Source organism: Propionivibrio sp., assembly GCF_047602565.1.
In the GTDB taxonomy this organism is placed as follows: domain Bacteria; phylum Pseudomonadota; class Gammaproteobacteria; order Burkholderiales; family Rhodocyclaceae; genus Propionivibrio.
In genome coordinates this window covers 4233738-4258056 of sequence record NZ_JASGGX010000001.1, presented here as the reverse complement: position 1 = coordinate 4258056, position 24319 = coordinate 4233738, and the positions used below count along the sequence as shown (strand labels likewise).

Genomic DNA, 24319 nt, shown 5'->3' with positions numbered 1-24319 from the left:
CGCATCGAGCCTGCCGCCGCCCCGATCGCTCACCCGATGAGCAGCCGCATCGGGACGAGGACGATGTCGGGGAAAAGCACCAGCAGCGCGAGCACCACCAGCTGGGCGATCATGAACGGGATCACGCCGACGATCGAATCGTCCATGCTCACCCCGGTGACGCCGCAGACGACGTTCAGCGTGGTGCCCACCGGCGGCGTCACCAGTCCGATGGCGTTGTTGATGATGAACAGCACGCCGAAATAGACCGGGTCGATTCCCGCCGCCACCACCACCGGCACCAGCACCGGCGTCAGGATCAGGATCGTCGGCACCGAATCGAGCGCCGTGCCGACCACCACCACCAGGATCATGATGGCGACCATCAGCAGGATCTTGTTGCCCATGAACGGCTGGAGGATGGCGATGACTTCGCCCGGTATCTCGGCCACGGTGATCAGCCAGGCGGAGACCAGCGAGGCCGCCACCAGGAACATCACCACGGCGGCCGCCTGCCCGGCATGGATGAAGACGCCGGGGAGCTGGCTCCATTTGAGCTCCTTGTAAACGACCATGGAAACGAAAAGCGCATAGACGGAGCAGACGACGCCGGCTTCCGTGGGCGTGAAAATGCCGAACTTCAGGCCGAAGACGATGATGAACGGCATGACCAGCGCCCAGAGTCCGTCGCGGATCGCCTGCAGCGACTCCTGCCAGGAGGCGCGCCTGCTCACCTGGACATTCTGGGTGCGCGCCACCCACCACCAGGCGACCGTCAGGCCCAGGGCGATCATCAGGCCGGGCACGATGGCCGCCATGAACAGCTTGACGATCGACAGGCCGGCCGTGACGCCGAACAGGATGAGCAGCGGCGACGGCGGCACCATCGGGCCGATGATGCTGCCCGAGGCGATCAGTCCGGCCGAGCGGACGGGGTCGTAGCCCGACCTCACCATCATCGGGAAAAGCAGCGCCGACATGGCGGCCGCGTCGGCCGCCGCGGAACCGGAAAGCGACGCCAGGATGCACGAGGCGACGATGGTGACGTACCCCAGGCCGCCGCGGATGTGGCCGGCCAGCGTGACGGCGACATGGATGATCCGCTTGGACAGCCCGCCCGCGTTCATGATGTGGCCGGCCAGCATGAAAAACGGCACCGCCATCAACGGATAGCTGTCCGCGCCATGGATCAGGTTCTGCGCGACGATGCTGGCGTCGAACATGTCCATATGCACCATCAGCGCCAGGCCACAGGCGACCAGCGCCATGGCGATCGGCATGCCCAAGGCCATCGAGCCGAGCAGTGCCGCGGTAAAAATCAGTACAGTCATGACGCTCCCCCGTTATTCCGTGTCCGCGTGCTGGCGCTGCGTGCCGCCCGCGCGCAGGCCCTGCCGCATTTCGTGCTGCAGCTCGGCCATCTTTTTGTCGTCCAGCTCCTCCTCGGATTCGCGGATCTGGATCAATTCCTCGTCCTTCAGCTTGCCGCTGGCCATCGCGTAGAGGTTGTAGAGCAGGATCAGGCTGGCCATCGCGGCGAAGAAGCCGCCGATGCCGTAGAAAAAACCCGTTAACAGCTTGGTGGCCGGCGCGGCGACCTCGAGATTGATGACCGTCTGGTCCCATGCGCCGAACAGGAACGTGACGACGCATACCAGCATGATCAGGTGGCTGGCGATGAAACAGATTTTTCTGCCCAGCACCGGCAAACGTGAAACCACGGTCTCCATCCCCAGGTGCGCGTTCTCGCGCAGCGCGACCGCGGCGCCGATGAAGGTGAGCCAGACGAACGCCCAGCGGGACAGTTCCTCCGACACGGTGATGCCGGAATTGAAGCCGTAGCGCAGGACGACGTTGCCGAACACCAGCACGACCATCACCAGCAGGCAGAGGCCGACGATTACTTTGAGCGTCTTGAAATACAGGTCCACAAACCGGCTCATGATTCACCCTCCATTCGCCGCAGTAAGAGATTCAATCTCGTTTTCATGATCACGCCGCCTAGATGAATACGCCGCCGTTGACGTCGAGGATCTCGCCCGTCACCCAGCCGGCCTCGTCGCTCGCCAGGAATACCGCCGCGTGGGCGACGTCCGCCGGCTGCCCGAGCCGGCCGATGCACGCCGTGCTGATCAGGGCCTGCACGTTCTCGGGCGGCATCGACGCGGTCATGCGGCCCGCCAGCGGGCCGGGGCAGATGCTGTTGACCGTGATGTTGTAGGGACCCAGTTCCTTGGCCAGGCACATCGTCAGTCCGTTCACCCCGGCCTTGGAGGCGGCGTAGTTGACGCCGACCTTGGCGCGGCCGGTACGCCCGCCCACCGACGAGATCATGACGATGCGGCCTGCCTGCTGCCGCTTCATCACCGGCACCGCCGCCTTGCACGACAGGAAGACACCGGTCAGATTGATGTCGACAACCCACTTCCAGTCCTCGGCCGACATTTCATCGATCGGCAGGTGGCGGATCACGCCCGCGCAGGGCACCATGATGTCCAGCCGCCCGTAGCGGCTGACGGCCAGATCGACTGCCCGCTGCTGATCCTTGAGCAGGCAGACGTTGCCGATCACGGTCTGCAATGCCTCGCCGCCATTGATCTTCTGCGCCGCCGCCTGCAGCAGCGGCTCGTTAAGATCGGTCAATACGACCTTGGCGCCGTTCTCGATGAATTTGGCGGCAATGGCGATCGCCACGTCGCCGCCGCCTCCGGTAATCAGTGCAACCTTGTCCTTTAATCGCATGCTTGCTTTCTCCCGCTCCAATGTGAATCGTTCATCCGCTTGAATTTTTATCGTCCCGACCGCGGACCGGACTGCGCCTAGAGCCCGTTCGCCTGCAGGTAACTTTTCGCCGTTTCCAGCGCCCGGTGCGCATGCTCGGCGCTGCCGATCACATCTACACGTTCCAGATGCGGTATTTCGATGGCGCAAATCATCCCGGGCGGCGCGTGCCGCACGATGCTGGCGACATCGATGCCGCCTTCCCCCAGATAAAGGCGCTCGGCGCGCCCCGTATGAATCAGCCCTTCGACGGTCGTCGGAATCCCGCCCGGCGCATCGCACAGGTGTAGCGATCCGAACAGGCGGAGCGGCAGATTTTCCAGCTCTTCCGGTCGGCATCGCGAACGATGGAAATGCAGCGTATCGACGGCAATCGCCGCGTTGTCGGCGCCGGCGGCGTCGATCAGTGCAACGGCTTCACGGATATCCTTGATGGCCGACCAGGTCACGAATTCGAGATTGACCTGCAGGCCGAACCGCTCCGCCTGCGCGCACAGTTGCGCGAACATTTCGACGTTGTAGTGCCTGTCGTTCGTCCACACGTTGGCGGTCACCGCCTTGGCACCCAGTCTGGCCGCGACTTCCATTTCCGGCTGATAGCGCTGCAGGTCCGTCCTCTCGTCGATGCGCGCGCATTCGATGTCGAGCAGCTTGACGCCCGTATCGGCCAGCGCCTGCATCGTGTGGTTCAGCAATTCGGCATTGCGCGACAGGCCGAAATTCAATTCCCCCGGTAATCCCATGGCGATGGTGCGCAGGCTGACGTACTGATAACCTGCCCGGCCGGCGATATAGATCATTTCCGGCGGCGGGCACTTGGCTGCCGTCAGGTAAAGCAGCGAAAACTGTCTGTTCATTTCCCTTTTCTTTCAACGTGTGGCTGTGGCCGCGTATTCAAGACAACACGAACCCCCGCCGCATATGCGGCCTGATGTGTTGCAGAAGGGGTTCCATCACGGTGGATGCGCCCTTGCCGGTCCAGGGCCTGGCAGTTCAACCGATGAACATGAAACACCGGTTGATCATGCGATCCCTGCTTTCCTCAGCAAGGACTGGAGACCCCGACTGCCCGGCTTTTCCGGAATGGAGGGTGAGGCCATTCCTGCACCGGCAAAGGCGCGACCGTGACCGTTGCTATTACTTGCCGTGCGCCTTGGCGATCTCGTCGACAAACTCCTTGTAGAGCGCTTCACCCACGACTTCTTTGACGTATTTGTCGGTGACCGGTTTGACCTTCTCGCGCAAAGCGGCCTGTTCCTGAGCCGAAAGTTCATTGACCTGCATCCCGGTTTTCTGCATGCGCTCGGTCGCCTGCTGATTCTGCTCGCGGGACGCCTGGCGCTGATACACCGCCGCTTCCTGGGCCGCCTCGCGCAGGATCTTCTGGTCCTCGGGCGAGAACTTGTCCCAGGTCTTCTTGCTCATCATCAGCGCCATCGGGTTGTACATGTGCCGGGTCAGCGTCATGTACTTCTGCACTTCGTAGATTTTCGACGCCTCGATCGTGCGCGCCGGGTTTTCCTGTCCATCGACGGTTTTTTGCTCCAGCGCGGTGAACACTTCCGGCATCGGCAGCGGCGTCGCGTTCGCCCCCAGGGTATTGAACATGTCGATGCAGATCGGGTTCTGCATTGTCCGGATCTTCAGGCCCTTGATATCTTCAATCTTGACGATGGGCCGCTTGCTGTTGGTGAGATTGCGGAAACCGTTGTCGAAATAGGCCAGGCCGATGATGCCGTGCTCCGGAAGCTTGTCGAACATTTTCTTGCCGACCGGACCGTCCATGATGGCATCGGCTTCTTTCGAACCGGGGAAGAGAAACGGAAAGTCGAAAACGATGAATTCCTTGACGACGCCGTTCAGGTTGCCCGCGTTCATCGACGTCATATCGAGGTTGCCGGCCCGTATTCCGGAAAGCGACTGCAAATCGCCGCCAAGGACCCCGGCGGCAAACGGCTTCACGACGATCCGGCCATTGCTTTTCTTGGCGACCAGTTCAGCAAATTTCTGCGCGCCGATTCCTTCCGGGTGATCAAGCTGATTGTTGAACGAATGGCGCAACACCTTCTGCTGCGCATAGACCGCCGAACCTGCCACAAACAGCGTCACCGACGCGACGCCGAGCACGATTTTCCTGACCGTTACGTTCATAGACCTCTCCATTGAGTTGTGAGCACGTTAACCAAGGACCACCGATAACACTCTAGTACCTCAGAAATAATTAGAGCACTAGTACCTCACATCGTCAACAGAAAAATCGAATTTCAGAGAAGTGCTTCTTGATGAACGAACCAGGCTGGATTACGCACCGAGGAAGGCGTGCCCAGGAAATCCCTGCCTTGCGATCACCTGCGAGCATCCAGCTCTTGGCGGTACGTATCGGATGTGGCTGAAATCAACTAACGGATATCAACGAACAGAGTATTTTTAGAGGTGTCACACAATTCCTCAAAAGCAGTTATCGGCGGAGTATAGTAGTCACTAGTACCTTAGTTAAGCGATCCTCCAAACGTGCCTTTCATGCCAAACAGGAATTTGGCCGACCGCGTCGAGTTTCTGCCACGGGTAACAACCGTCTGGATACGGTCGAGGTCGTTTCTAGGATAATTACGCCCACAACACCAGAATGCGGCGGCTGTTCTTTCAGATTTCCCCGCCACTACGTTTTGAACTCGCACATTGACCGGAGGCAAATTGGCACGGCCGTCTTCTGATTCACCCACAGGCTCCCTGACCAAGCAGGTTACCGAGCGACTCCGCAAAGCGATCCTCGAGGGCGAATTCGGTCTCGGCGAAGCCTTGTCGGAAGACAAGCTCGCCACGGCCTTCGGCATCAGCCGCACCCCGGTGCGCGACTCGCTGACCGCGCTGCAGATTCAGGGACTGATCGAGATCAAGCCGCAGCGGGGCAGCTTCGTTTTCTTTCCCTCGACCCAGGACGTGGCGGAGTTGTGCGAGATCAGGAGCATTCTCGAAGTCCAGGCATTGCGCCTGAGCGTCGTGCGCAACAAGGAGGCCACGTTGCAGAGGCTGCGCGCCGCCACCGACAGCATGGAGACGGCGAAAGCCGCCGGCGATTTCCTGGCCGTCGCACGCGCCGACACCGAATTTCATTCGGCGCTGATCGAGAACAGCGGCAACAAATATCTGGTGGAAGCCTACCACTTGGCGTCAGGACGCTTCGTCGCGATACGCTCGCACGTCCTGCTGGCGGTCGGTGATATCCGGAACCGTTCCATGTCGGAACATCACGCGATCATCGCCGCCATCGAAAACGGGAATCTGTCCGAAGCGGAATCGACTCTGGCCCTGCATATCAGCATGGCCCTGGAAGCGTTCAAGATGGCGCAAAAGGAAGGTTTTCTCTCGACGCCCCACCCCCGCGCCCGGCCCCAGGAGATGAATCTTTCCCTGGCCTGACGGGCTTCAGTTAAGCCGATCCAGGTTCGACCCGAGCGGTTTTCAGCAAGCCGATCCGACTGTTCGAAAAAGGCTTCCTAGGCGACCTTTCTCAGCGCCTCGTCGATCGGCCCGGCGCCCGTCGGCCGGACCAGGCGTTCGATCTCCCGGCCGTCCTTGAGGAAGACCAGCGTCGGCCAGAGCTTGACGCCGAACGAGCGCCCGAGCGGCTTGCCTTTGCCGTCCTCGACCCAGATGAGGCGGACGCCGGGAAATCCCGCCATGGCCGCCGCGACGTGCGGCTGCGCGGCGCGGCAGTGTTCGCACCAGGACGCTCCGAATTCGAGCACGGCAGGCCCTTTCAGGGCATCGACCTCGGCGCGCGAGAGTTCGGTGGATGGCGACGACGATTCCATACGTTTCTCCTTGAAAAATGAGGCGCCGGGCCGATCGCGGCCGTCCGCTACGCCAGCGCGGCCCGCATTTCCCGGGCGGCGGCTTCGATCTCCGGCAGGAGGCCGGCATACTTCTCGTTGAAGAGCCGGACTTCGTCCTCCTGCAAATCGCGATCCTGGCGCAGCCACTCGTAGTAGCCGCCGGCCAGGAGGTTGCCGATGTAGACGAGGTCCGCCAGCGTCCTGGGGACTTCCGGGACGGGACGCGGATGGTCGTGGTCGACGGAAGCCTGGGCGATCTCCTGCGGCAGACCCAGCGTCTCCAGCAGCGTCACGCCGATCGCCTCGTGCCACTGCAGGATGAGATGCATCAGCGTGTCCGGCCGCTCGCGCAGCTCCGGGTACTGCACGGCCCGGTACAGCATGTAGAAGGCGCCGAGGTCGTGCACCAGGCCGGCCAGCATCGCCTCGTCGGAACTGATGCGGGTGTGGGTCTGGGCGAGCAGGCGCGCCGCCGCCGCGCTGCGGATCGAATGCTCCCACAGGCGCTGCGCGAGCGCGGAAAAGCCGGCCATTTCCTTGGCGTGGAGAATCTCGCCCATGGCCACCGCCAGCGCCGTGGCGCGCACGACGTTCAGGCCGAGCCGGTTGATGGCCGCGGGGAGGTCGCGCACCGCCTGCCCATGGGCGGCATAGGCCGCCGAATTTGCCAGGCGCACCAGCTTGGCGGCGACCAGCGGCTCCAACTGGACGACCTGGGCGATGCGCGCCAGGGTGAGATTCGGGTTCTGCAGTTCCTTGCGCAGGCGCAGGACGGCATCGAAGCAGGTGGGAAAAAGCACCTCGCCGGCCAGTTCGCGGGCGATGTCGGCGAGCATGCCGAAGCGCTGCGCGGTGAGTTCCTCGCCGATCTTGTCCTGTTCCGTGCGCTGATTCATGGCTTCAAGCATCGCATCATCCAAGTTCCGATCATAGCAGCCCGGCCGCAAAAGAAAACGCGGGCCGAGGCGCCACCGGTACGGTTTTCCGAACGCCTGCCTGCAGCCCTGTCCGCTTTACCGGACGGGACTCTGGACAGCCTCGAAAAACTTCCGCCGAATCATCGCGCTACGGCCGGCAAAAACAGGAACGATTCCTGCTGTCTGTTCAGGCGACTCGCCACCAAACGGACAATTCAGGGAATTGACGGAACGGTGCCGGGTGATCCGTCAGGAGATCGCAAGCAGGGGACGGATCGGAAGCAAAGCAGCACGGATATAAACCGGATTCACAACACAACGGGGGTTCTCAATGAAGCAACACAACAAAATACTGCTCGGCTTCCTGCTGGGCGTGGTATTCGGCCTGATCGGCTATTACTTCTTCCCGACCAAGGAATTCGCCTTCATGGGGCGGGTCACCGAGGTATTCACTTTCGTCGGCGCGCTCTTCCTGCGCATCATCTTCATGGTCGTCGTGCCGCTGATCCTGGCCGCGCTGATGCTCGGCACCATGGAACTCAGCCAGGGCACCGGCGGCTTCGGCAAGGTCGGCGGCCGCTGCCTGCTTTACACCGTGGTGCTCAGCGGCATCGCGGCGTGCATCGCCCTGCTCACCACCAACGTGCTCAAGCCGGGTGCCGGCCTGGTGTTCGACAAGGCCGCGCTGGCCGCCAACCAGGGCGTGCTGACCATCGCGAAGAACGCCTCGATGGCGCAGGACAAGGCCTGGTACCAGTACATCGTCAACCTCCTGCCGCAAAACCCGATCGACTCCGCCGCGCGTGCCTTCTCCGGCGAAATCATCGCCATGATGGTCTTCGCGCTGTTCTTCGGCTGGGCGCTGAGCACCGTCATCAAGGACGAGGATCATCCGCTGCCGCGCGTCCTCGACGCGATCTTCCAGGCCACCATGAAGATCATCGAAGTGGCGATGAAACTCGCGCCCTACGCCATCTTCGGCATCGTCTTCAACACCTCGTACCGGATGGGCGCGGGCTTCCTGGGCAACGTCGCCTACTTCGCCTTCGTCGTCATCCTCGGCCTGCTCCTGCAGTTCTTCATCGTGTATAGCGTGTTCCTGGCGACCGTCGGCAAGACCAACCCGTTCGCTTTCTACAAGAAGTGCCGCGAAGTCTATATCTATGCATTCTCGACGGCCTCCTCGAACGCCACGCTGCCGGTCGCTCTGAAGTGCGCCACGGACGTGCTGAAGATTCCGCCCCGGATCGCCCGCTTCGTGATCACCATCGGCGCGTCGGCCAACCAGAACGGCTCGGGCCTCTATGAAGGCGTGGTCGTCCTGTTCATGGCGCAGGTCTTCAACATCGACCTGACCGTCGGACAGCAGATCCTGGTCGTCATGATGTCCATGCTGGCCGGCGTCGGCACGGCGGGCATTCCCGGCGGATCGCTGCCGCTGATCGTGGTCCTGATGGTCAACGTCGGCGTCCCGGCCGAAGGCATCGGCCTGATCCTCGGCGTCAACCGCTTCCTCGACATGTGCCGCACCACGCTGAACGTGGCCGGCGACCTGGTCATCGCCAGGCTGATCACTTCGTCGCTCAGCGACGCGGATGTGGCCGCCTTGCATGCTGCCGATGCCGATGCCGTGGCATAAATAACAACAAGCGGGAGTGCCGTCGCCTGGCCATTCATCCGCCGCTCCGGCGATGAAGACCGATCGACGGTAGCGCCCGCCTCGCTGCAACAATGTCACCTCATCCCCGGACACCGTTCCGGGGATTTTTTCTGGTGTCCGGACCGCCGTCCTCCGCGTCCCTTGCCGCGAAAAACGAGCCGCGGCCGGGCGATTCCGGTCACAATAGCGCTCCCCTTCATCTCGCCACGTTGCCGACGTCTCCCATGCCGTTCCGCCGCTCCCTCCGCCTGGCACTGGTCTTCGTGGCGGTCGCGCTCGTGGCCGCCGCCGTCGCGCTGGCCACCTACCGGCTCAGCCAGCAGCAGGCGCTGCTGGAACTGCAGGCCACCGGGCGCCACCGGCTCGACCTGTATTCCGCCAGCCTGGAACGTGAAATCAGCAAATACGCCTACTTCCCGGCCACCCTCGGCCTCGAACGCGACGTGCTCGATCTGCTCGACGCCCGGCTGACCAGCAAGGTCAATCATTACCTGGAAGAGCTCAACCAGCGCGCCGGCACGCTGTCGATCTACATCATGAACCGCACCGGGCGCGTGCTGGCGTCGAGCAACTGGCGCCAGCCGGACAGCTTCGTCGGTGAGGATCTTTCGTTCCGCCCGTATTTCCGCGACGCCATGGAAGGCGGCACCGGACGCTTCTTCGGCATCGGCACGACGCGCGGGGAACCCGGCTATTACCTGTCGTCCCCCTTGAAGAACGGCGACAACATGATCGGCGTGGCCGTGGTCAAGGTCAGCCTCGAACAGCTGGAGAAATCGTGGTCCACGGTGGAAGCGCCGGTCTTCGTCAATGACGAGAACGGGGTGATCATCCTGAGCTCCGTCCCGGCGTGGAAATTCAGCACGCTGCGCCCGATCGACGAAAAGACGCGCGCGGCGTTCGACCGCACGCAGCAATACAGCCGGCGCGCGCTGGAACCCCTCGGCCTCCGGGAAATCGCCCGCTTCGACGAACAGACCAGCATCATCCGGATGGCCCGCGAGAAGAGCGAAACGACGTCCGTCTACCCGATCAGCGGCGAGTTCCTGGCCCAGTCGCAGCCGCTGGTGGGGTCGAGCTGGACGCTGACGGTCTACTCCAATCTCGACCAGGTCAACGAGATGAGCGCGATCCGGGCCGTCGTGGCGGGCGTGACGACGGTGCTGCTGTGCATCGTCACGCTGATGTTCAACGAACGGCGCAAGCACCTGCAGGACCGCCTGGCGGCGCGCGAGGCGCTGCAGAAGGCCTACGACGAGCTCGAACGGAAGGTCGAGGAACGGACGCTCGACCTGTCCATGGCCAACCAGAAGCTGCAGGACGAGGTCGCCGAGCGCGTGCGCGCGGAGCGCACCCTGCGGGCCGCGCAGGACGAACTGATCCAGGCCGGCAAGCTGGCGGTGATCGGCCAGCTGTCCGCCGGCATCGTGCACGAACTCAACCAGCCGCTGGCCGCGCTGCGCACGCTGTCCGCCAACACCACCCGCTTCCTCGAACGCGGGGACGAAGCCACGGCCCGCGCCAACCTCGAACGCATCGGCCAGCTGGTCGACCGGATGGGGCAGATCACCGGCGAGCTCAAGAGTTTCGCCCGCAAGTCGAGCGGCCAGCCGCGCCCCACGGACCTGCGGCAGATCGTGTCCAACGCCGTCGCTCTGCTCGGACAACGCCTGCGCAGCAGCGGCGCGCGGGTCGCCTACCGCTTTCCCGACACGCCGGCGTACGCCCTGTGCGACCCCAACCGGATGGAGCAGGTGCTGATCAACCTGATCGGCAACGCGCTCGACGCGATGGCGGGACAGGCCTCGCCGCAGGTGGACATCACCGCCGACGTCCGCGACCGGACGATCCGCCTCGCAGTCCGCGATCACGGCACGGGGCTGAGCGACGATGCCTTGTCGCGGCTGTTCGAACCCTTTTTCACCACCAAGGAAGCCGGCCAGGGATTGGGACTGGGCCTTGCCATCTCCGCCGGCATCGTCGGCGATTTCGGCGGAGCGCTGAGCGGGAGCAACCATCCCGACGGCGGCGCGGTATTCACCCTGGAACTGCCTCTCGCCGAAAACGAGCCATCATCATGAATCTCAAAGTACTCCTCGTCGAAGACGACCCCGACGTCCGCCTCGGCTGCGAACAGGCGCTGCAGCTCGAAGGCATTGCCACCGACGGCTTCGGCAGCGTCGAGGAAGCGCGGCACCGCCTGAGCGCCGATTTCCGGGGCATCGTGGTCAGCGACATCCGCCTGCCGCGCATGGACGGGCTGGCCTTCCAGCGCGAGCTGACGCGCATCGACCCCGAACTGCCGGTGGTCCTGATCACCGGCCACGGCGACATCTCGATGGCCGTGCAGGCGATGAAGGACGGCGCCTACGATTTCCTGCAGAAGCCCTTTCCGCCGGAACAGCTGGTCGAAGTCGTGCGGCGCGCGCTGGAAAAGCGGCGGCTGGTCCTCGAAGTGCGGGATCTGCGCCGCCGCCTGGAAGGCCGCGACCAGATCGAAGCCCGGCTGATCGGCCAGTCGAGCGGCATGACGCGCGTGCGCGAGCTGATCGTCGGACTCGCCGACAGCGCGGCCGACGTGCTGATCCGCGGCGAAACCGGCTGCGGCAAGGAACTCGTCGCGCGCTGTCTGCATGAAGCGAGCCCCCGCTACAAGGGCAACTACGTGGCGATCAACTGCGGCGGCCTGCCCGACACGCTGTTCGAAAGCGAGGTCTTCGGCCACGAGGCGGGCGCCTACACCGGCGCGGCCAAGCGGCGGATCGGGCGCATCGAATACGCCAACGGCGGCACGCTGTTCCTCGACGAGATCGAATCGATGCCGGTCGCCATGCAGATCAAGCTGCTGCGCGTGCTGCAGGAGCGCTCGCTGGAACGGCTCGGCTCCAACACGCCGATCCCCGTCAACTGCCGGGTGATCGCCGCGACCAAGGTCGACCTGCGCGCGCTGGCCGAACAGGGGCTGTTCCGCACCGACCTCTACTACCGGCTCAGCGTGGCCACCATCGCGCTGCCGCCCCTGCGCGAGCGCCGCGAGGACGTGCCGCTGCTCTTCCAGCACTTCCTGATGCAGGCCGCCGCGCGGCACGGCCGCCCCGTGCCGGAGATCGATTCCGGACGCATGAACCGGCTGATGGGCTACCACTGGCCGGGCAACGTCCGCGAACTGCGCAACGTGGCCGACCGCTGCGTGCTCGGCATCGAATCCGGTGCCCCGCCGTTCGGCGAAGAGCGGGGCGACCAGCCCAGCCCGCTGCACGAGACGGTGGAAGCCTTCGAGCGGGCGCTGATCGCCGACGCGCTGCAGCGCACGCAGGGCAGCCTGGCGCGCAGCGCCGAGTACCTCTGCATCCCGAAGACCACCCTGCATGACAAGATCAGGAAATACGGCCTGTAAACCAGCATCGGCGCGTCGCTCCGTCCTCTCTCCCTCCCCTTCAAGGGGAGGGTCGGGGTGGGGATGGGGGCAAATGCCGGCAAATACCCCATCCCCCACCCGGCCTCCCCCTTGAAGGGGGAGGAGTCCAGGCATCCGGCCACGCTGGCGCGATCCACAGCCGGCCGGAAAAACCAGACGCGGCATGCTATATTTTCGTGATTCCGGCATATCGATCCGCCCATGAACCAGACGTCCACAACCATGCAATCAGGATTCAGCGGCATTTTCCGCCGCGCGCTCGCGGCGGCACTGCTGCTCGCCGCGTGGGCCGTTCCCGGCCTGGCGCAGGACCTGCCGGAAATCCGCGCGAACGGCGTGATCCGCCACCTGGGCGTGCCCTACGCCCGGTTTGTTGACGGCAGCGGCGAAGGCTTCGACGCGGAAATGGTGCGCATGTTCGCCCGGCATATCGGCGTCCGCTACGAATACGTCCCGGCCGACTGGACCAACGTCATGCAGGACCTGATCGGCGGCGAGATCGACTACCGCTCGCCCGTCCGCCCGGCCGGCAAGCGGCCGGTGCGCGGCGACATCATCGCCAACGGGCTGACCATCCTGCCGAGCCGGGAAAAGTACATCGACTACTCGACGCCCACCTTCCCCTCCGCCGTGTGGCTGGTGGCCCGCGCGGACGCGAAGATCAAGCCGATCAGCCCGAGCGGCAGCCTGTCCAGGGACATCGAGGCGACCAAGGCGAAAATGCTCGAAGGCGGCACCTTCGTCATGGACGATTCCTGCCTCGATCCCAAGCTGCACGGCCTGGACGGCAAGAACTACCGGCTGCTGCGCTTCCCCGCGGCCAGCCAGAACGATCTCGTTCCCGCCGTGCTCAAGCGGGAAGGCGAAATGACCCTGCTCGACGTGCCGGACATCATCGTCGCCATGGAAAAGTGGCCCGGCCAGATCAAGGTCATCGGGCCGATCTCCGAAGAGCAGCTGATGGGCGCCGGCTTCCGCAAGACCTCGCCGGAACTGCGCCAGGCCTTCGAGGAATTCCTGGCCGGCATCAAGGCGGACGGCACCTACATGGAGCTGGTGCGCAAATACTACCGGTCGGCGCCGCGCTACCTGCCCAAGTTCTTCCGCGACCCCTCGATCAGGCGCTGAGCCGCCATGCAGGAAGAACGGAGTCTCTTTTCCTTCCTGGCGCGGCACAAGAAGAGCGTCCTGACGTTCCTCATCTTCATCGCCTACGCCGGCGCCGTCTTCTGGAGCAACTACCAGTCGCTGCAAAGCGCGCAGGAAAACGCGCTGCTCCAGTTCCGCATGGAGTCGGAAAAGCAGGCCTACGCCCTCTCCTACTTCTTCTCCGAGCGGCGCAGCGACGCGGTCGAACTCGCCGAATCCGAACCGGTGGTCAATTTCTTCCGCAACCGCGATCTGGGCATGAGCTACCAGTACGGCCTCGGCGTCAACATCCAGTTGATCGAGGATCGTTTCGAGTACGTGTTCAACAGGAAGCGCAGCGGCGGCATGCCGGTGTTCACCGGCTTCATGCTGGTCGACCACAACGGCGCCGCGGTCGCCGAATGGCAGGCGCCCGGCGGCGAAACGGTGCCCTCGGCCTGGCTCCTGCCCGGCAACCACGAGCCGCGCGTCCGCCTGGGCGCGCGGCACGGCACGCTGGCGATCATGGCCCCGGTGTGGATCAACGGCGCCTACCGCGGCGAACTCCTGGCCTGGCTCGACGCCGACAGCAGCTTCGCCCAGTTCGGCCCCGCGCGCTCCAACCGCTACGGCCTCCTGGTCGATCGCCAGACCGGCGAACCGCTGCGCGACCGGAACGACGGCCCCCGCTTCGGGCCGCAGGACTGGCAGGCGATCAGCGCGCTGTCGGCGCGCGACAACAAGGCGCGCGTCTTCGCCCAGGCGAGCGACGGCCGGCATTACCACGTCGCCCGTTTCGACATCGAGCAGACGCCCATCGCCTTCGTCTCGATCGCCCCGGCGCGGGCGGCCGAGAACGGCACGGCGCGCCTGTTCGTCATCGCCGCCGCCGTGGTCCCGTTCATCGTCGTGCTGGTCGGCTTCCTCGACGTCCTCGAACGCCGCCGCCTGGAAAACCTGCGCATCCTGGCGCAGACCGAAGCCGAGCGGCTGGCGCAGGCGCGCAGCGACTTCCTGGCCAACATGAGCCACGAGATCCGCACGCCGATGAACGCCATCATCGGCATGACCGAGCTGTGCCTGGCCTCGCAGCCGAGCCGCAAGCAGCGCAGCTACCTGACCAAGATCCAGCAGACCTCCGATCTGCTGCTGCGCATCATCAACGACATCCTGAACTTCTCGAAGATCGAGTCGGGCAAGCTGGAAATCGAAAGAACGCCCTTCGACCTCGACCGCACGCTCGGCGACGTCGGCAACCTGCTTTCCGGCGACGCGGCGAAAAAAGACATCGAAATCGTCTTCGACGTCGATGCGTCGTGCAACCGGATCTTCATCGGCGACTCGCTGCGCCTGGAGCAGGTGCTGATCAACCTGGTCGGCAACGCCGTCAAATTCTCCGAACGCGGCAACATCACCATCCGCGTGCGCTGCGAGGAAAGCGCGCCGGATTCGGCGCAGCTGCACGTAGAACATCACCGACGAGGGCATCGGCATCTCGGAAGAACAACAGGCCCGCCTGTTCAATGCCTTCACCCAGGCCGACGCCACCACCACCCGGCGCTTCGGCGGCTCCGGGCTCGGGCTGGCGATCTCCAAGCGGCTGGTCGAACTGATGGGCGGCGGCATCCGGGTGCGCAGCGCGCCCGGACAGGGCAGCACGTTCAGTTTCTCGGTACGGCTGGGGGTCGATCCGAAACAGCCGTCCCGCTTCATCGCCCTGAAGAAGAAGCTCGCGCTGTTCGCCGCCCGGCCGGTGCTGGTCATCGACGACAACCCCGCCTACCGGCAGGCGATCGCCGCGCAGCTGGCCCAGATCGGCCTGTCGTGCATGGCCTGCGCGTCCGGCGACGAGGCGATCGCCGCCGTGGCGCGGCACGACCGCGAGGACCACCTGGCCATCCTGGTCGACCAGCGCATGCCGGGCAAGAGCGGGCTGGAAACCATCCGGGGCCTGCGCAACGCCTGGCGGATCGGCTCGGTCCCGCCGATCTTCCTGCTCACCACCTATGCGCAGGACATCGACCACGAGGCCGACGCGGCCATGTTCGACGGCATCCTGACCAAGCCGACCACGGCCAACCAGCTGTACGCCGAGATCGCCCCCTTCCTCGGCATCCGGGTCGATCCCGTGCTCCTGCCGCACGGCGCTCCCGGCGCGCTGCCGGACAGTCTGCGCGGGCTCGACGTGCTGCTGGTCGACGACGTCCCCTTCAACCAGGAGATCGTGCGCGACATGCTGGAGGACGCCGGGCTGTCGGTGCGCATCGCCGGCAACGGCGTCAACACGCTGGCCGCGGTGGCCGCCAGGCGTCCCGACTGCATCCTGATGGACTGCCAGATGCCGATCATGGACGGCTACGAAGCCACCCGCCGCCTGCGCCTCGACGAACGCCACCGCGATCTGCCGATCATCGCCCTGACGGCCAACGCGCTGGCCTCCGAACGCGAAAAATGCCGCGCGGCGGGCATGGACGGCTACATCGTCAAGCCGGTCAGGTCGGCCGATCTGCTGGCGGCGCTGGCCAGGCACGCCCGGCCGCGCGCCGGCCACGGCGGCGCGCCGATCGCGCCGGTGCTGGTTCCCGCGCCGCCGCCGTTGGACGAAGCCGCCCTGCCCGAGCTTCCCGGCATCGACGTCGCCACCGGCCTGCGCTACGCCGACGGCCAGCTGGTCGAACTACCGCAAGATACTGCGCCTGTTTCATGAAACGCACGGGCGCAACTTCACGCTCGACGTACACGACGCGCTCGCCCGGGAAAACTGGAAGGACGCCGCGCGCCACGCCCATTCCTTCAAGAGCGCCGCGCGGATCATCGGCGCGGCGCAGCTCGGCGATCTGAGCAGCGCGCTCGAAAGCGCCTGCGACGCGCAGCAGCCGGAAACCGCCCGGCAGCTGCTGGAAAGGCTGGCGGACGAACTGCGCGTCGTCTGCGCGGGGCTGGCGCCGCTGCTGCAGGGCGACTGAAGCGGACGCAGCCGCCGCGCTTTATGCCCGGACGGAGCCAGGCGGTACAATGCCGGTTCTCTTGCCGGAGGAACGACTCATGAACCTTTCCCTCATTCTCACGGTCATCGGCGACGATCGCCCGGGCCTCGTCGGACAGCTGTCGGCGGCGATCGGCAAACACGGCGGCAACTGGCTGCAATCGTCGATGTCGCATCTCGCCGGCAAATTCGCCGGAATCGTCTGCGTGGCCATCGAGGAGGAACGCCTCGACGCGCTGCGCGCCGAACTGGCCGCCCTCCCCGGCCTGCGCGTCAACGCCGAGGTGTCCGACAGCGCGCCAGCGCCCGCCGGCCGCCGCCTGAGCCTGGCGCTGGTCGGCCACGACCGCGTCGGCATCGTGCGCGAAGTCTCGCACGTGCTCGCCCGGCACGCGGTCAACGTCGAGGAGCTGAATACGCACACGGCCAGCGCGCCGATGTCGGCGGAAATCCTCTTCCACGCCACCGCCGAACTGACGGCCTCACCCGCGCTCGACACGCGCGCGCTGGTGCACGACCTCGAACAGATTTCCAACGACCTGATGGTCAACATCACGCTCGACGAGTCGATTCGTCGCTGATCTCCGCAACTCTTTTTCACGGAAAACCATGGCTCAATACGTAATGTCGATGCTGCGCGTCAGCAAGACCGTTCCCCCCAAGCGACAGATCATCAAGGACATTTCCCTGTCCTTCTTCCCCGGTGCCAAGATCGGCCTGCTGGGCCTCAACGGCTCCGGCAAGTCGACCGTCCTGCGCATCATGGCCAACCAGGACAAGGACTACGACGGCGAAGTGCAGCACCTGGCCGGCATCAAGATCGGCTACCTGCCGCAGGAACCGCAGCTCGACCCGGACCAGACCGTGCGCCAGGAAGTGGAAAGCGGCATGGGCGAAGTGATCGAGGCGCAGGCCAGGCTGGAGCAGGTCTACGCCGCCTACGCCGAACCGGACGCCGACTTCGACAAGCTCGCCGAGGAGCAGGCGCGGCTCGAAGCGATCATCGCCACGGCCGGCGCCGACACCGGGAACCAGATGGAGATCGCCGCCGACGCACTGCGCCTGCCGCCGTGGGACGCCTCGATCCGGAACCTGTCCGGCGGCGAGAAGCGCCGCGTCGCGCTGTGCAAGCTGCTGCTCTCGCGGCCCGACATGCTGCTGCTCGACGAGCCGACCAACCACCTCGACGCCGAATCGGTCGAATGGCTGGAACAGTACCTGTGCCGCTTCCCCGGCACCGTCGTCGCCGTCACCCACGACCGCTACTTCCTCGACAACGCCGCCGAGTGGATTCTCGAACTCGACCGCGGCCACGGCATCCCGTGGAAGGGCAACTATTCCTCCTGGCTGGAGCAGAAGGAAGCGCGCCTGGAAACCGAGCAGAAGCAGCTCGACGCGCACATGAAGGCGATGAAGCAGGAACTCGAATGGGTGCGCTCCAACCCCAAGGCGCGCCAAGCCAAGAGCAAGGCGCGCATCGCCCGCTTCGAGGAAATGTCGAGCCATGAATACCAAGCGCGCAACGAAACGCAGGAAATCTTCATCCCCGTCGCCGAGCGGCTGGGCGACAAGGTCATCGAGTTCAAGAACGTCAGCAAGGGCTACGGAGACCGGCTGCTGATCGACGACCTCTCGTTCACCGTCCCGCCCGGCGCCATCGTCGGCATCATCGGCCCGAACGGCGCCGGCAAATCAACGCTGTTCCGCATGATCACCGGCGCCGAGCGGCCCGACGGCGGCAGCATCGACGTCGGTCCGACGGTCAGGATGGCCTACGTCAACCAGAGCCGCGAGAACCTCGCCGACGACAAGACCGTCTTCGACGAGCTTTCCGACGGGCGCGACATCGTGCAGATCGGCAAATTCGAGATGCCCAGCCGCGCCTACATCGGCCGCTTCAACTTCAAGGGCGCCGACCAGCAGAAGATCGTCGGCAAGCTCTCCGGCGGCGAACGCGGCCGCCTGCACCTGGCCAAGACGCTGATGACCGGCGGCAACCTGCTGCTGCTCGACGAGCCGTCGAACGACCTCGACGTGGAAACCCTGCGCGCGCTCGAAGACGCGCTGCTCGAATTCGCCGGCTGCGCGCTGATCATCTCGCACGACCGCTGGTTCCTCGACCGCATCTGCACGCACATCCTGGCCTGCGAAGGCGAATCGCAGTGGAGCTTCTTCACCGGCAACTACCAGGAATACGAGGAAGACAAGAGGAAGCGGCTCGGCGAGGAAGGCGCCAAACCGAAGCGCATCCGCTACAAGCCGATCAACCGGTAGTTCAAACCACGGCGACACGGCGGGCACGGCGGGAAAACAAGGAATTGCTTCTCGCCGTGCCCGCCGTGTCGTCGTGGTTGATTCGCCTTTTCTGTTCCAGCCCGAAAAAGCAAAAGACCCACGCACATTCCGTGGTGGGTCTTTTTTGTTTCCCTGGCTTCCCGCGCGATGCCGGAAGCCAGCGGAGAGGAGATGCCGCGCAGCGGGCGCGGCATCGGATGATCAGTGTTCGGCCTTCAGGCTGGCGGCGAAGGCGACTTCCATGCTCTCGGGGAACTGAAAGCGGGCGAAGGTGTTGTGGATGTAGGCCTGGTCGACGCTGGCGCTTTCGTCCTTGAAGCGGATGCCGAGCGAACGGCCGTTCGAGGCCAGGGTGGAGAAGGCGTAGCGCCAGCGTTGCGCTTCGGCCAGACGCTCGCGCAGTTCGCGTTCGTTGCTGATCGCGATGCCTGCCCGTTTAAGAGAATCCAGGAACTCGTCGAAAGATTCGTTGCTCAGACTGCCCATGATTTCACTCCGTTTTCCAATTCGGTGGATGGCCACCACGAGACCAATAACGCGCGTTATTTTTCGCGGTTGACACGTCTTTACGAAAAAACGCCCTTTTCGCGGACGCCCCGCCTTCCAGGCCGCGAAAAAATTGGAATTTACATTCCTATTCAATGGGTTAAAATCGCGCTTCCGGAAATTCCCCCGCCTCCGCCGGAAGCGGAAACGACGCCCATGCCCGCCGACCCCCTCTCCCTGGAACTCCTCGCGCCCGCGCGGAACGCCGATTTCGGCATAGAGGCGATCAACCACGGCGCCGACGCCGTGTATATCGGCGGGCCGGCCTTCGGCGCGCGGGCGGACGCCGGCAATGCGGTGGCCGAGATCGCCCGCCTCGCCGGATACGCGCACCGCTTCGGCGCCCGCGTGCTGGTCGCGCTCAACACCATCCTGCGCGACGACGAACTGGACGTGGCGCGGACGCTGGCGCACCAGATCCACGACGCCGGCGCCGACGCGCTGATCGTGCAGGACATGGGCCTGCTCGAACTCGACCTGCCGCCGATCCAGCTGCACGCCAGCACGCAGTGCGACATCCGCACGCCGCAGAAGGCGCGCTTCCTGGCGGACGCCGGGTTCTCCCAGATGGTGCTGGCGCGCGAACTGTCGCTCGACGCGATCCGGGCGATCGCCGCGCGGACGGCGGCCACGCTCGAATTCTTCGTGCACGGCGCGCTGTGCGTGAGCTACAGCGGCCAGTGCTACCTCAGCCACGCGCGCACCGGGCGCAGCGCCAATCGCGGCGAGTGCGCGCAGCCCTGCCGCCTGCCCTACGACCTGGCCGACGCCCACGGGCAGACGCTTGCCCGCGGCCGCCATCTCCTGTCGCTCAGGGACAACGAGCAGACGGACAACCTGGCCGCGCTGATCAACGCCGGCATCCGCTCGTTCAAGATCGAGGGGCGGCTGAAGGACCTGGCCTACGTCAAGAACGTCACCGCGCATTACCGGCGCCGGCTCGACGCGATCATCGAATCGTCCTCCGGCCGCTATGGACGGAGTTCGTCCGGGCGCTGCGCCTTCCTGTTCGAACCGCGGCCGGAAAAGACCTTCAACCGCGGCGCCACGGACTATTTCGTGCGCGGCCGGCACGCCGACGTCGGCGCCTTCGACTCGCCCAAGTTCGTCGGCGAGCGGGTCGGGGAAATCCGCCGCGTGGCGCGCGACAGCTTCGACGTCGCCACCGCGCTGACGCTCGGCAACGGCGACGGCCTGACCTATTTCGACGCAGCCGGCGCGCTGGCCGGCCTGCGCGTGAACCTCGCCGAGCGCGTTCCGGACGGCTACCGGCTGTTCCCGGCGCTGGAAAACGGCGGCTTGCCGCCAGGGCTGAACGCGGGAAGCGTCGTTTATCGCAACCACGATCAGGCCTTCATCCGCCTGCTGGAGAAGAAAAGCGCCGAGCGGCGCATCCCCGTGCGGCTGCGCCTCGGGGAAACCGCCGACGGCTTCGAGTTGACGCTGGCCGACGAGCGCGGCGTCGCGGTCACGGTGCCGCTGGCGCACGCCAGGGAAACGGCGCGCGATCCGGAGCGGGCGCCGGACGCGCTGCGTGAAAACCTGGGCAAGCTGGGCGGCACGATCTACGCCGCCGAGTCGATCGAACTGGCGCTGTCCGCGCCGTGGTTCATCCCCGCGTCGGCGCTCAACGCGCTGCGCCGCGCGGCCGTCGCGGCGCTCGACGCGGCGCGCGCAAAGGCCTGGCGGCGGCCGCCCCGCCGGCCGGCCGCCGAACCGCCGACGCCGTACCCGGACGACGCGCTGAGCTATCTCGGCAACGTGTACAACCGCCAGGCGCGCGCCTTCTACGCGAGGCACGGGGTCAAGGTCATCGCGCCGGCCTACGAATGCGGCGGTGAACAAGGCGAGGTCCCGCTGATGGTGACCAAGCATTGCCTGCGCTACAGCTTCGACCTCTGTCCGAAGCAGACCAGGGGCATCCGGCCGGACCCGCTGCTGCTGATCAGCGGCAAAGACCGGCTCACGCTGCGCTTCGACTGCAAGCGCTGTGAAATGCAGGTCGTCGGCTCCGCCCGGCGGAAATGACTTTCTTTACTGGTACAACTCCGGGAACCGTTTGCGCAGGTTTTCCAGCTTGGGCAGGTCGTTGAAGACGATGTAGGGCTGCCGCGGATGCAGCGCCAGATAGTTCTGGTGATACGCCTCCGCCGGATAGAACTGTCGCAGCGGCACGACCTGCGTCACGATCGGGCGCGAAAACGCGCGTGCCGCGGTGAGCTGCTGGATATGGGCCTGCGCCGCCTTCTCCTGGCCGGGATCGGCATAGAAGATCGCGGAACGGTACTGGCTGCCGACGTCCGGCCCCTGCCGGTCGAGCTGCGTGGGGTCGTGCGCCACGCTGAAGAATACCTGCAGCAGCTGCGGATAAGAAATGCGCTGCGGATCGAACCGCACGCGCACGGCCTCGGCGTGCCCCGTGGTCCCCGTGCTGACCTGATCGTAATGCGCCGTCGCCGCCTCGCCGCCCGCGTAGCCGGATTCGACCTCGGTGACGCCCTTGAGATGCTTGAAAACGGCGTCCACGCCCCAGAAGCAGCCGCCCGCGAACACGGCGGTCTGCCGCTCGCCGGCGCTCGCCTGCGGCGCGGCCTCGCCGGACGCCGCGCCCGCCGGCACGCTCCAGGCGAACGAAATTACCGAAAAAAGCGCCGCAAATACCAGCGCGATGGGCTCATGAACAGTCCTCATTTCCTTTCCTTCCAAATGCGTGGATGCCTTCCTTTCCATGCCTCCGGCCGGCGAGGCACCGGTCCGGCGCGACGAAGGCCCGCGCCGCCGGCGCCCCGCCGGGGACGCTTACTTCTTCATCTCGTCCTTGGACATCGCATCCTTGCCCATGTTGCCTTTGCTCATGTCGCCCTTGCCCATCCCGTCACGGCCCATGGCGTCCTTCTTCATCGCGGACTGGGCGTCCTTCTTCATCTTGTCCTTGGCCATGCCGTCCTTGGACATCGAATCCTTGGCCATGCCATCCATGGCCTTGTCATTCTTCATCGCGTCCTGGGCGAAGGCGGCCCCGGCAAACAGCATGGACACGGACAGGCACATCGAAACGAGGGTTTTCATGGTGATCTCCTTTGCTTGCAGGTTGAGCGGCGCATTGGCCGAAGTTTCGGGCGAGCCGGACCGTCAGCCGGTCAGCTCCCACCGAACCAGTTGTACCCCTGGTCTTCCCAATAACCGCCGGGGTAGGTGTTGGTGACGAAAATCGCCTGGATGTGCTTCGGATTCTTGTAGCCGAGCTTGGTCGGCATGCGCAGCTTCATGGGGAAGCCGTAGCGGGGCGCCAGCCGCTGGCCGCCATGATGAACACCGCCGCCGCGTTCAGCCAATGGGTGAGGCGCAGCCAGAGCGGATGAACCGGATCGGAGCGGGGAATGTCGGAAGCAGGCATGCGCGGTCCTTTCCTCGAAGGCGGTGAACGCCGGTCCGATCCCGTCGCGGATCGCCCGGCCTGTAGCGGCTATTTCGTGCCGGCCTGGCGATCGGTTACAGACCGGGGCAAAATTCACCAACTTTTTTTCGCGCTCTTCCGCCAGGGGTGTAACCGGATGCGACCTTCCAGCGAATGAACAGACAGGACCGGGCCGCCGCGAACGAAGAGCGTCTGGGCGAGCTGTTCAGGCGCGCGCTCGCGGGCGACGCATCGGCGTATCAGGCGTTCCTGAAGCTCCTGGCCGGATATCTGCGGGCCTACTTCCGGAAGCGCCTGTCGCGTTTACCGGACGACGTGGAGGATCTGGTGCAGGAAACGCTGCTCGCTCTTCACAACCAGCGCCAGACCTACGACGCGAGCATGCCGCTGACGGCCTGGATCTTCGCCATCGCCCGGTACAAGCTGGTCGATCTGCTGCGTCGGCGGTCGCTCCGGGAGGCGGTCACCGATCCGCTGGACGACGAGGCCGAGCTGCTGGCGGCTTCGGACACCGAGGCCGCCGAGGCCCGCCGGGACCTCGCCAGGCTGCTCGACGCCCTGCCCGACCGCTTGCGCCTGCCGATCGTCCATACCAAGCTGGAAGGGCTCTCCGTCGCGGAGGCCGCGCGGGCGGCCGGCATGTCGGAAGCGGCGGTCAAGGTGGGCGTGCATCGCGGGCTCAAGGCGCTGGCGGCGCTGATCAGGGGAGGAAGATGAAAACGGACGAATTGGCGGCCATGCTGGCGGCCGGAAGCGGCCCAATCGACAGGCGCCTCGTGGGCCGCCGCTACGCGGTCGCCCTGCTGGGCGGCGCGGCGGTGTCCGCGCTGCTCATGCTGGCCGTGCTGGGCGTGCGCCCGGACCTGGGCGAGGCGGTCTATCGGCCGATGTTCTGGGTCAAGCTGGCGTTCGCGGCCAGCATGGCGTGGGGCGGCTGGCGGCTGGCCGAGCGCCTGTCGCGGCCGGGCGCGCGGCTCGGCCGCGCCGCGCTCGGGGTGATCGCGCCGGTGCTGGCGATCTGGCTGGTCGCCATCGCGGCGCTGCTCATGGCGGCCCCGGCCGAGCGCCCGGAACTGCTGCTGGGCGCGACGTGGCGGCGCTGTCCGTGGCTGATCGCCCTGCTCTCGGTGCCCGTCTTCCTAAGCGTCCTGTGGGCCATGCGCGGACTGGCGCCCACCCGCCTGCCCCTGGCCGGCGCGGCGGCCGGCCTGCTCGCCGGCGCCACGGCGACCGTCGTCTACTGCCTGCATTGCCCGGAAATGGGCGCGCCGTTCGTCGCCACGTGGTACCTGCTGGGCATGCTCCTGCCGTGCCTGCTCGGGCTGCTCCTGGGCCGCCGCGTGCTGCGCTGGTAG

At 65.4% G+C, this 24319-nt stretch carries 26 protein-coding genes and 1 pseudogene; 13 read left to right on the top strand and 14 right to left on the bottom strand.

Annotated features, from left to right (window positions below; translation table 11 throughout):
• Window positions 1–29: 29 nt before the first annotated feature.
• The 5 genes from QM701_RS20085 to QM701_RS20065 form a co-directional block, all read right to left on the bottom strand.
• Window positions 30–1310 carry a TRAP transporter large permease gene (locus QM701_RS20085; protein ID WP_415168773.1) on the bottom strand — a complete coding sequence of 427 codons (1281 nt, stop codon included), beginning with the start codon at window positions 1308–1310 and terminating at the stop codon, window positions 30–32.
• Window positions 1311–1322: 12 nt separating this feature from the next.
• Window positions 1323–1922, bottom strand: coding sequence for a TRAP transporter small permease (locus QM701_RS20080; RefSeq protein WP_415168772.1), 600 nt, complete (start codon window positions 1920–1922; stop codon window positions 1323–1325).
• A gap of 58 nt (window positions 1923–1980) precedes the next feature.
• Entirely contained in the window at window positions 1981–2721 is a 741-nt protein-coding gene (locus QM701_RS20075; RefSeq protein ID WP_415168771.1) for an SDR family NAD(P)-dependent oxidoreductase, read from the bottom strand.
• A gap of 77 nt (window positions 2722–2798) precedes the next feature.
• A complete protein-coding gene (locus tag QM701_RS20070) occupies window positions 2799–3617 on the bottom strand; it encodes a sugar phosphate isomerase/epimerase family protein (protein WP_415168770.1) in 819 nt (272 codons plus the stop codon).
• Window positions 3618–3897: 280 nt separating this feature from the next.
• Complete coding sequence (locus tag QM701_RS20065) at window positions 3898–4911, bottom strand: TRAP transporter substrate-binding protein (protein WP_415168769.1); 1014 nt, start codon at window positions 4909–4911, stop codon at window positions 3898–3900.
• 543 nt (window positions 4912–5454) lie between these two features.
• Between QM701_RS20065 and QM701_RS20060 the strand changes: the two genes are divergently transcribed.
• Window positions 5455–6180, top strand: coding sequence for a GntR family transcriptional regulator (locus QM701_RS20060; protein ID WP_415168768.1), 726 nt, complete (start codon window positions 5455–5457; stop codon window positions 6178–6180).
• Between the two features lie 77 nt (window positions 6181–6257).
• On the opposite strand, the gene QM701_RS20055 is transcribed toward QM701_RS20060, so the two are convergent.
• Both QM701_RS20055 and QM701_RS20050 read right to left on the bottom strand, forming a co-directional pair.
• Window positions 6258–6575, bottom strand: a complete 318-nt coding sequence (locus QM701_RS20055) for a thioredoxin family protein (protein WP_415168767.1) — start codon at window positions 6573–6575, stop codon at window positions 6258–6260.
• A gap of 47 nt (window positions 6576–6622) precedes the next feature.
• A complete protein-coding gene (locus tag QM701_RS20050; RefSeq protein ID WP_415168766.1) occupies window positions 6623–7504 on the bottom strand; it encodes an HDOD domain-containing protein in 882 nt (293 codons plus the stop codon).
• Window positions 7505–7844: 340 nt separating this feature from the next.
• On the opposite strand from QM701_RS20050, the gene QM701_RS20045 reads away from it, so the two are divergent.
• The 4 genes from QM701_RS20045 to QM701_RS20030 all read left to right on the top strand — a co-directional run bounded on the left by QM701_RS20045 (window position 7845) and on the right by QM701_RS20030 (window position 13719).
• On the top strand, window positions 7845–9152 hold the full coding sequence (locus tag QM701_RS20045; protein WP_415168765.1) for a dicarboxylate/amino acid:cation symporter: 1308 nt from the start codon (window positions 7845–7847) through the stop codon (window positions 9150–9152).
• A 245-nt stretch (window positions 9153–9397) separates the two neighbouring features.
• A complete protein-coding gene (locus tag QM701_RS20040) occupies window positions 9398–11254 on the top strand; it encodes a sensor histidine kinase (protein ID WP_415168764.1) in 1857 nt (618 codons plus the stop codon).
• A complete protein-coding gene (locus QM701_RS20035; protein ID WP_415168763.1) occupies window positions 11251–12570 on the top strand; it encodes a sigma-54-dependent transcriptional regulator in 1320 nt (439 codons plus the stop codon). Before QM701_RS20040 ends, QM701_RS20035 begins: the two co-directional genes overlap by 4 nt.
• 222 nt (window positions 12571–12792) lie before the next feature.
• The gene (locus tag QM701_RS20030; RefSeq protein ID WP_415168762.1) at window positions 12793–13719 is read left to right on the top strand and encodes a transporter substrate-binding domain-containing protein; all 927 of its coding nucleotides are present in this window, start codon (window positions 12793–12795) and stop codon (window positions 13717–13719) included.
• Between the two features lie 284 nt (window positions 13720–14003).
• On the opposite strand, the gene QM701_RS20025 is transcribed toward QM701_RS20030, so the two are convergent.
• The gene (locus QM701_RS20025) at window positions 14004–14264 is read right to left on the bottom strand and encodes a hypothetical protein (RefSeq protein ID WP_415168761.1); all 261 of its coding nucleotides are present in this window, start codon (window positions 14262–14264) and stop codon (window positions 14004–14006) included.
• A gap of 234 nt (window positions 14265–14498) precedes the next feature.
• The gene (locus QM701_RS20020) at window positions 14499–14786 is read right to left on the bottom strand and encodes a hypothetical protein (protein ID WP_415168760.1); all 288 of its coding nucleotides are present in this window, start codon (window positions 14784–14786) and stop codon (window positions 14499–14501) included.
• On the opposite strand from QM701_RS20020, the pseudogene QM701_RS20015 reads away from it, so the two are divergent.
• The 5 genes and pseudogenes from QM701_RS20015 to ettA all read left to right on the top strand — a co-directional run.
• Window positions 14743–15192, top strand: a pseudogene (locus QM701_RS20015) (histidine kinase dimerization/phospho-acceptor domain-containing protein); the annotation flags it as partial. The gene QM701_RS20020 and the pseudogene QM701_RS20015 sit on opposite strands and share 44 nt — an antisense overlap.
• Entirely contained in the window at window positions 15191–16426 is a 1236-nt protein-coding gene (locus QM701_RS20010) for a response regulator (RefSeq protein ID WP_415169437.1), read from the top strand. The pseudogene QM701_RS20015 and the gene QM701_RS20010, both read left to right, overlap by 2 nt.
• Window positions 16407–16685: an Hpt domain-containing protein gene (locus QM701_RS20005; protein ID WP_415169436.1), complete on the top strand. Its 279-nt coding sequence runs from the start codon at window positions 16407–16409 to the stop codon at window positions 16683–16685. The genes QM701_RS20010 and QM701_RS20005 overlap by 20 nt, the downstream gene beginning before the upstream one ends.
• Before the next feature lie 79 nt (window positions 16686–16764).
• Window positions 16765–17286 (top strand): glycine cleavage system protein R, encoded by a 522-nt coding sequence (locus tag QM701_RS20000; RefSeq protein ID WP_415168759.1) that lies wholly within the window; start codon window positions 16765–16767, stop codon window positions 17284–17286.
• Window positions 17287–17314: 28 nt separating this feature from the next.
• Window positions 17315–18979 carry an energy-dependent translational throttle protein EttA gene (gene ettA, locus QM701_RS19995; RefSeq protein ID WP_415168758.1) on the top strand — a complete coding sequence of 555 codons (1665 nt, stop codon included), beginning with the start codon at window positions 17315–17317 and terminating at the stop codon, window positions 18977–18979.
• A gap of 222 nt (window positions 18980–19201) precedes the next feature.
• On the opposite strand, the gene QM701_RS19990 is transcribed toward ettA, so the two are convergent.
• On the bottom strand, window positions 19202–19486 hold the full coding sequence (locus QM701_RS19990; protein WP_415168757.1) for a hypothetical protein: 285 nt from the start codon (window positions 19484–19486) through the stop codon (window positions 19202–19204).
• Between the two features lie 216 nt (window positions 19487–19702).
• Between QM701_RS19990 and QM701_RS19985 the strand changes: the two genes are divergently transcribed.
• Window positions 19703–21574, top strand: a complete 1872-nt coding sequence (locus QM701_RS19985; RefSeq protein ID WP_415168756.1) for a peptidase U32 family protein — start codon at window positions 19703–19705, stop codon at window positions 21572–21574.
• A 6-nt stretch (window positions 21575–21580) separates the two neighbouring features.
• On the opposite strand, the gene msrA is transcribed toward QM701_RS19985, so the two are convergent.
• The 4 genes from msrA to QM701_RS19965 form a co-directional block, all read right to left on the bottom strand.
• Entirely contained in the window at window positions 21581–22237 is a 657-nt protein-coding gene (gene msrA, locus QM701_RS19980) for a peptide-methionine (S)-S-oxide reductase MsrA (protein WP_415168755.1), read from the bottom strand.
• 108 nt (window positions 22238–22345) lie between these two features.
• A complete protein-coding gene (locus tag QM701_RS19975) occupies window positions 22346–22615 on the bottom strand; it encodes a pentapeptide MXKDX repeat protein (RefSeq protein WP_415168754.1) in 270 nt (89 codons plus the stop codon).
• A gap of 71 nt (window positions 22616–22686) precedes the next feature.
• The gene (locus QM701_RS19970) at window positions 22687–22815 is read right to left on the bottom strand and encodes a hypothetical protein (protein WP_415168753.1); all 129 of its coding nucleotides are present in this window, start codon (window positions 22813–22815) and stop codon (window positions 22687–22689) included.
• Window positions 22812–22943 (bottom strand): hypothetical protein, encoded by a 132-nt coding sequence (locus tag QM701_RS19965; protein WP_415168752.1) that lies wholly within the window; start codon window positions 22941–22943, stop codon window positions 22812–22814. The genes QM701_RS19970 and QM701_RS19965 overlap by 4 nt, the downstream gene beginning before the upstream one ends.
• Before the next feature lie 174 nt (window positions 22944–23117).
• Here QM701_RS19965 and QM701_RS19960 point away from each other — a divergent pair, with 174 nt between their 5' ends.
• Together QM701_RS19960 and QM701_RS19955 are read left to right on the top strand one after the other, a co-directional pair.
• Complete coding sequence (locus QM701_RS19960; RefSeq protein ID WP_415168751.1) at window positions 23118–23681, top strand: sigma-70 family RNA polymerase sigma factor; 564 nt, start codon at window positions 23118–23120, stop codon at window positions 23679–23681.
• Window positions 23678–24319, top strand: coding sequence for an NrsF family protein (locus tag QM701_RS19955; protein WP_415168750.1), 642 nt, complete (start codon window positions 23678–23680; stop codon window positions 24317–24319). Before QM701_RS19960 ends, QM701_RS19955 begins: the two co-directional genes overlap by 4 nt.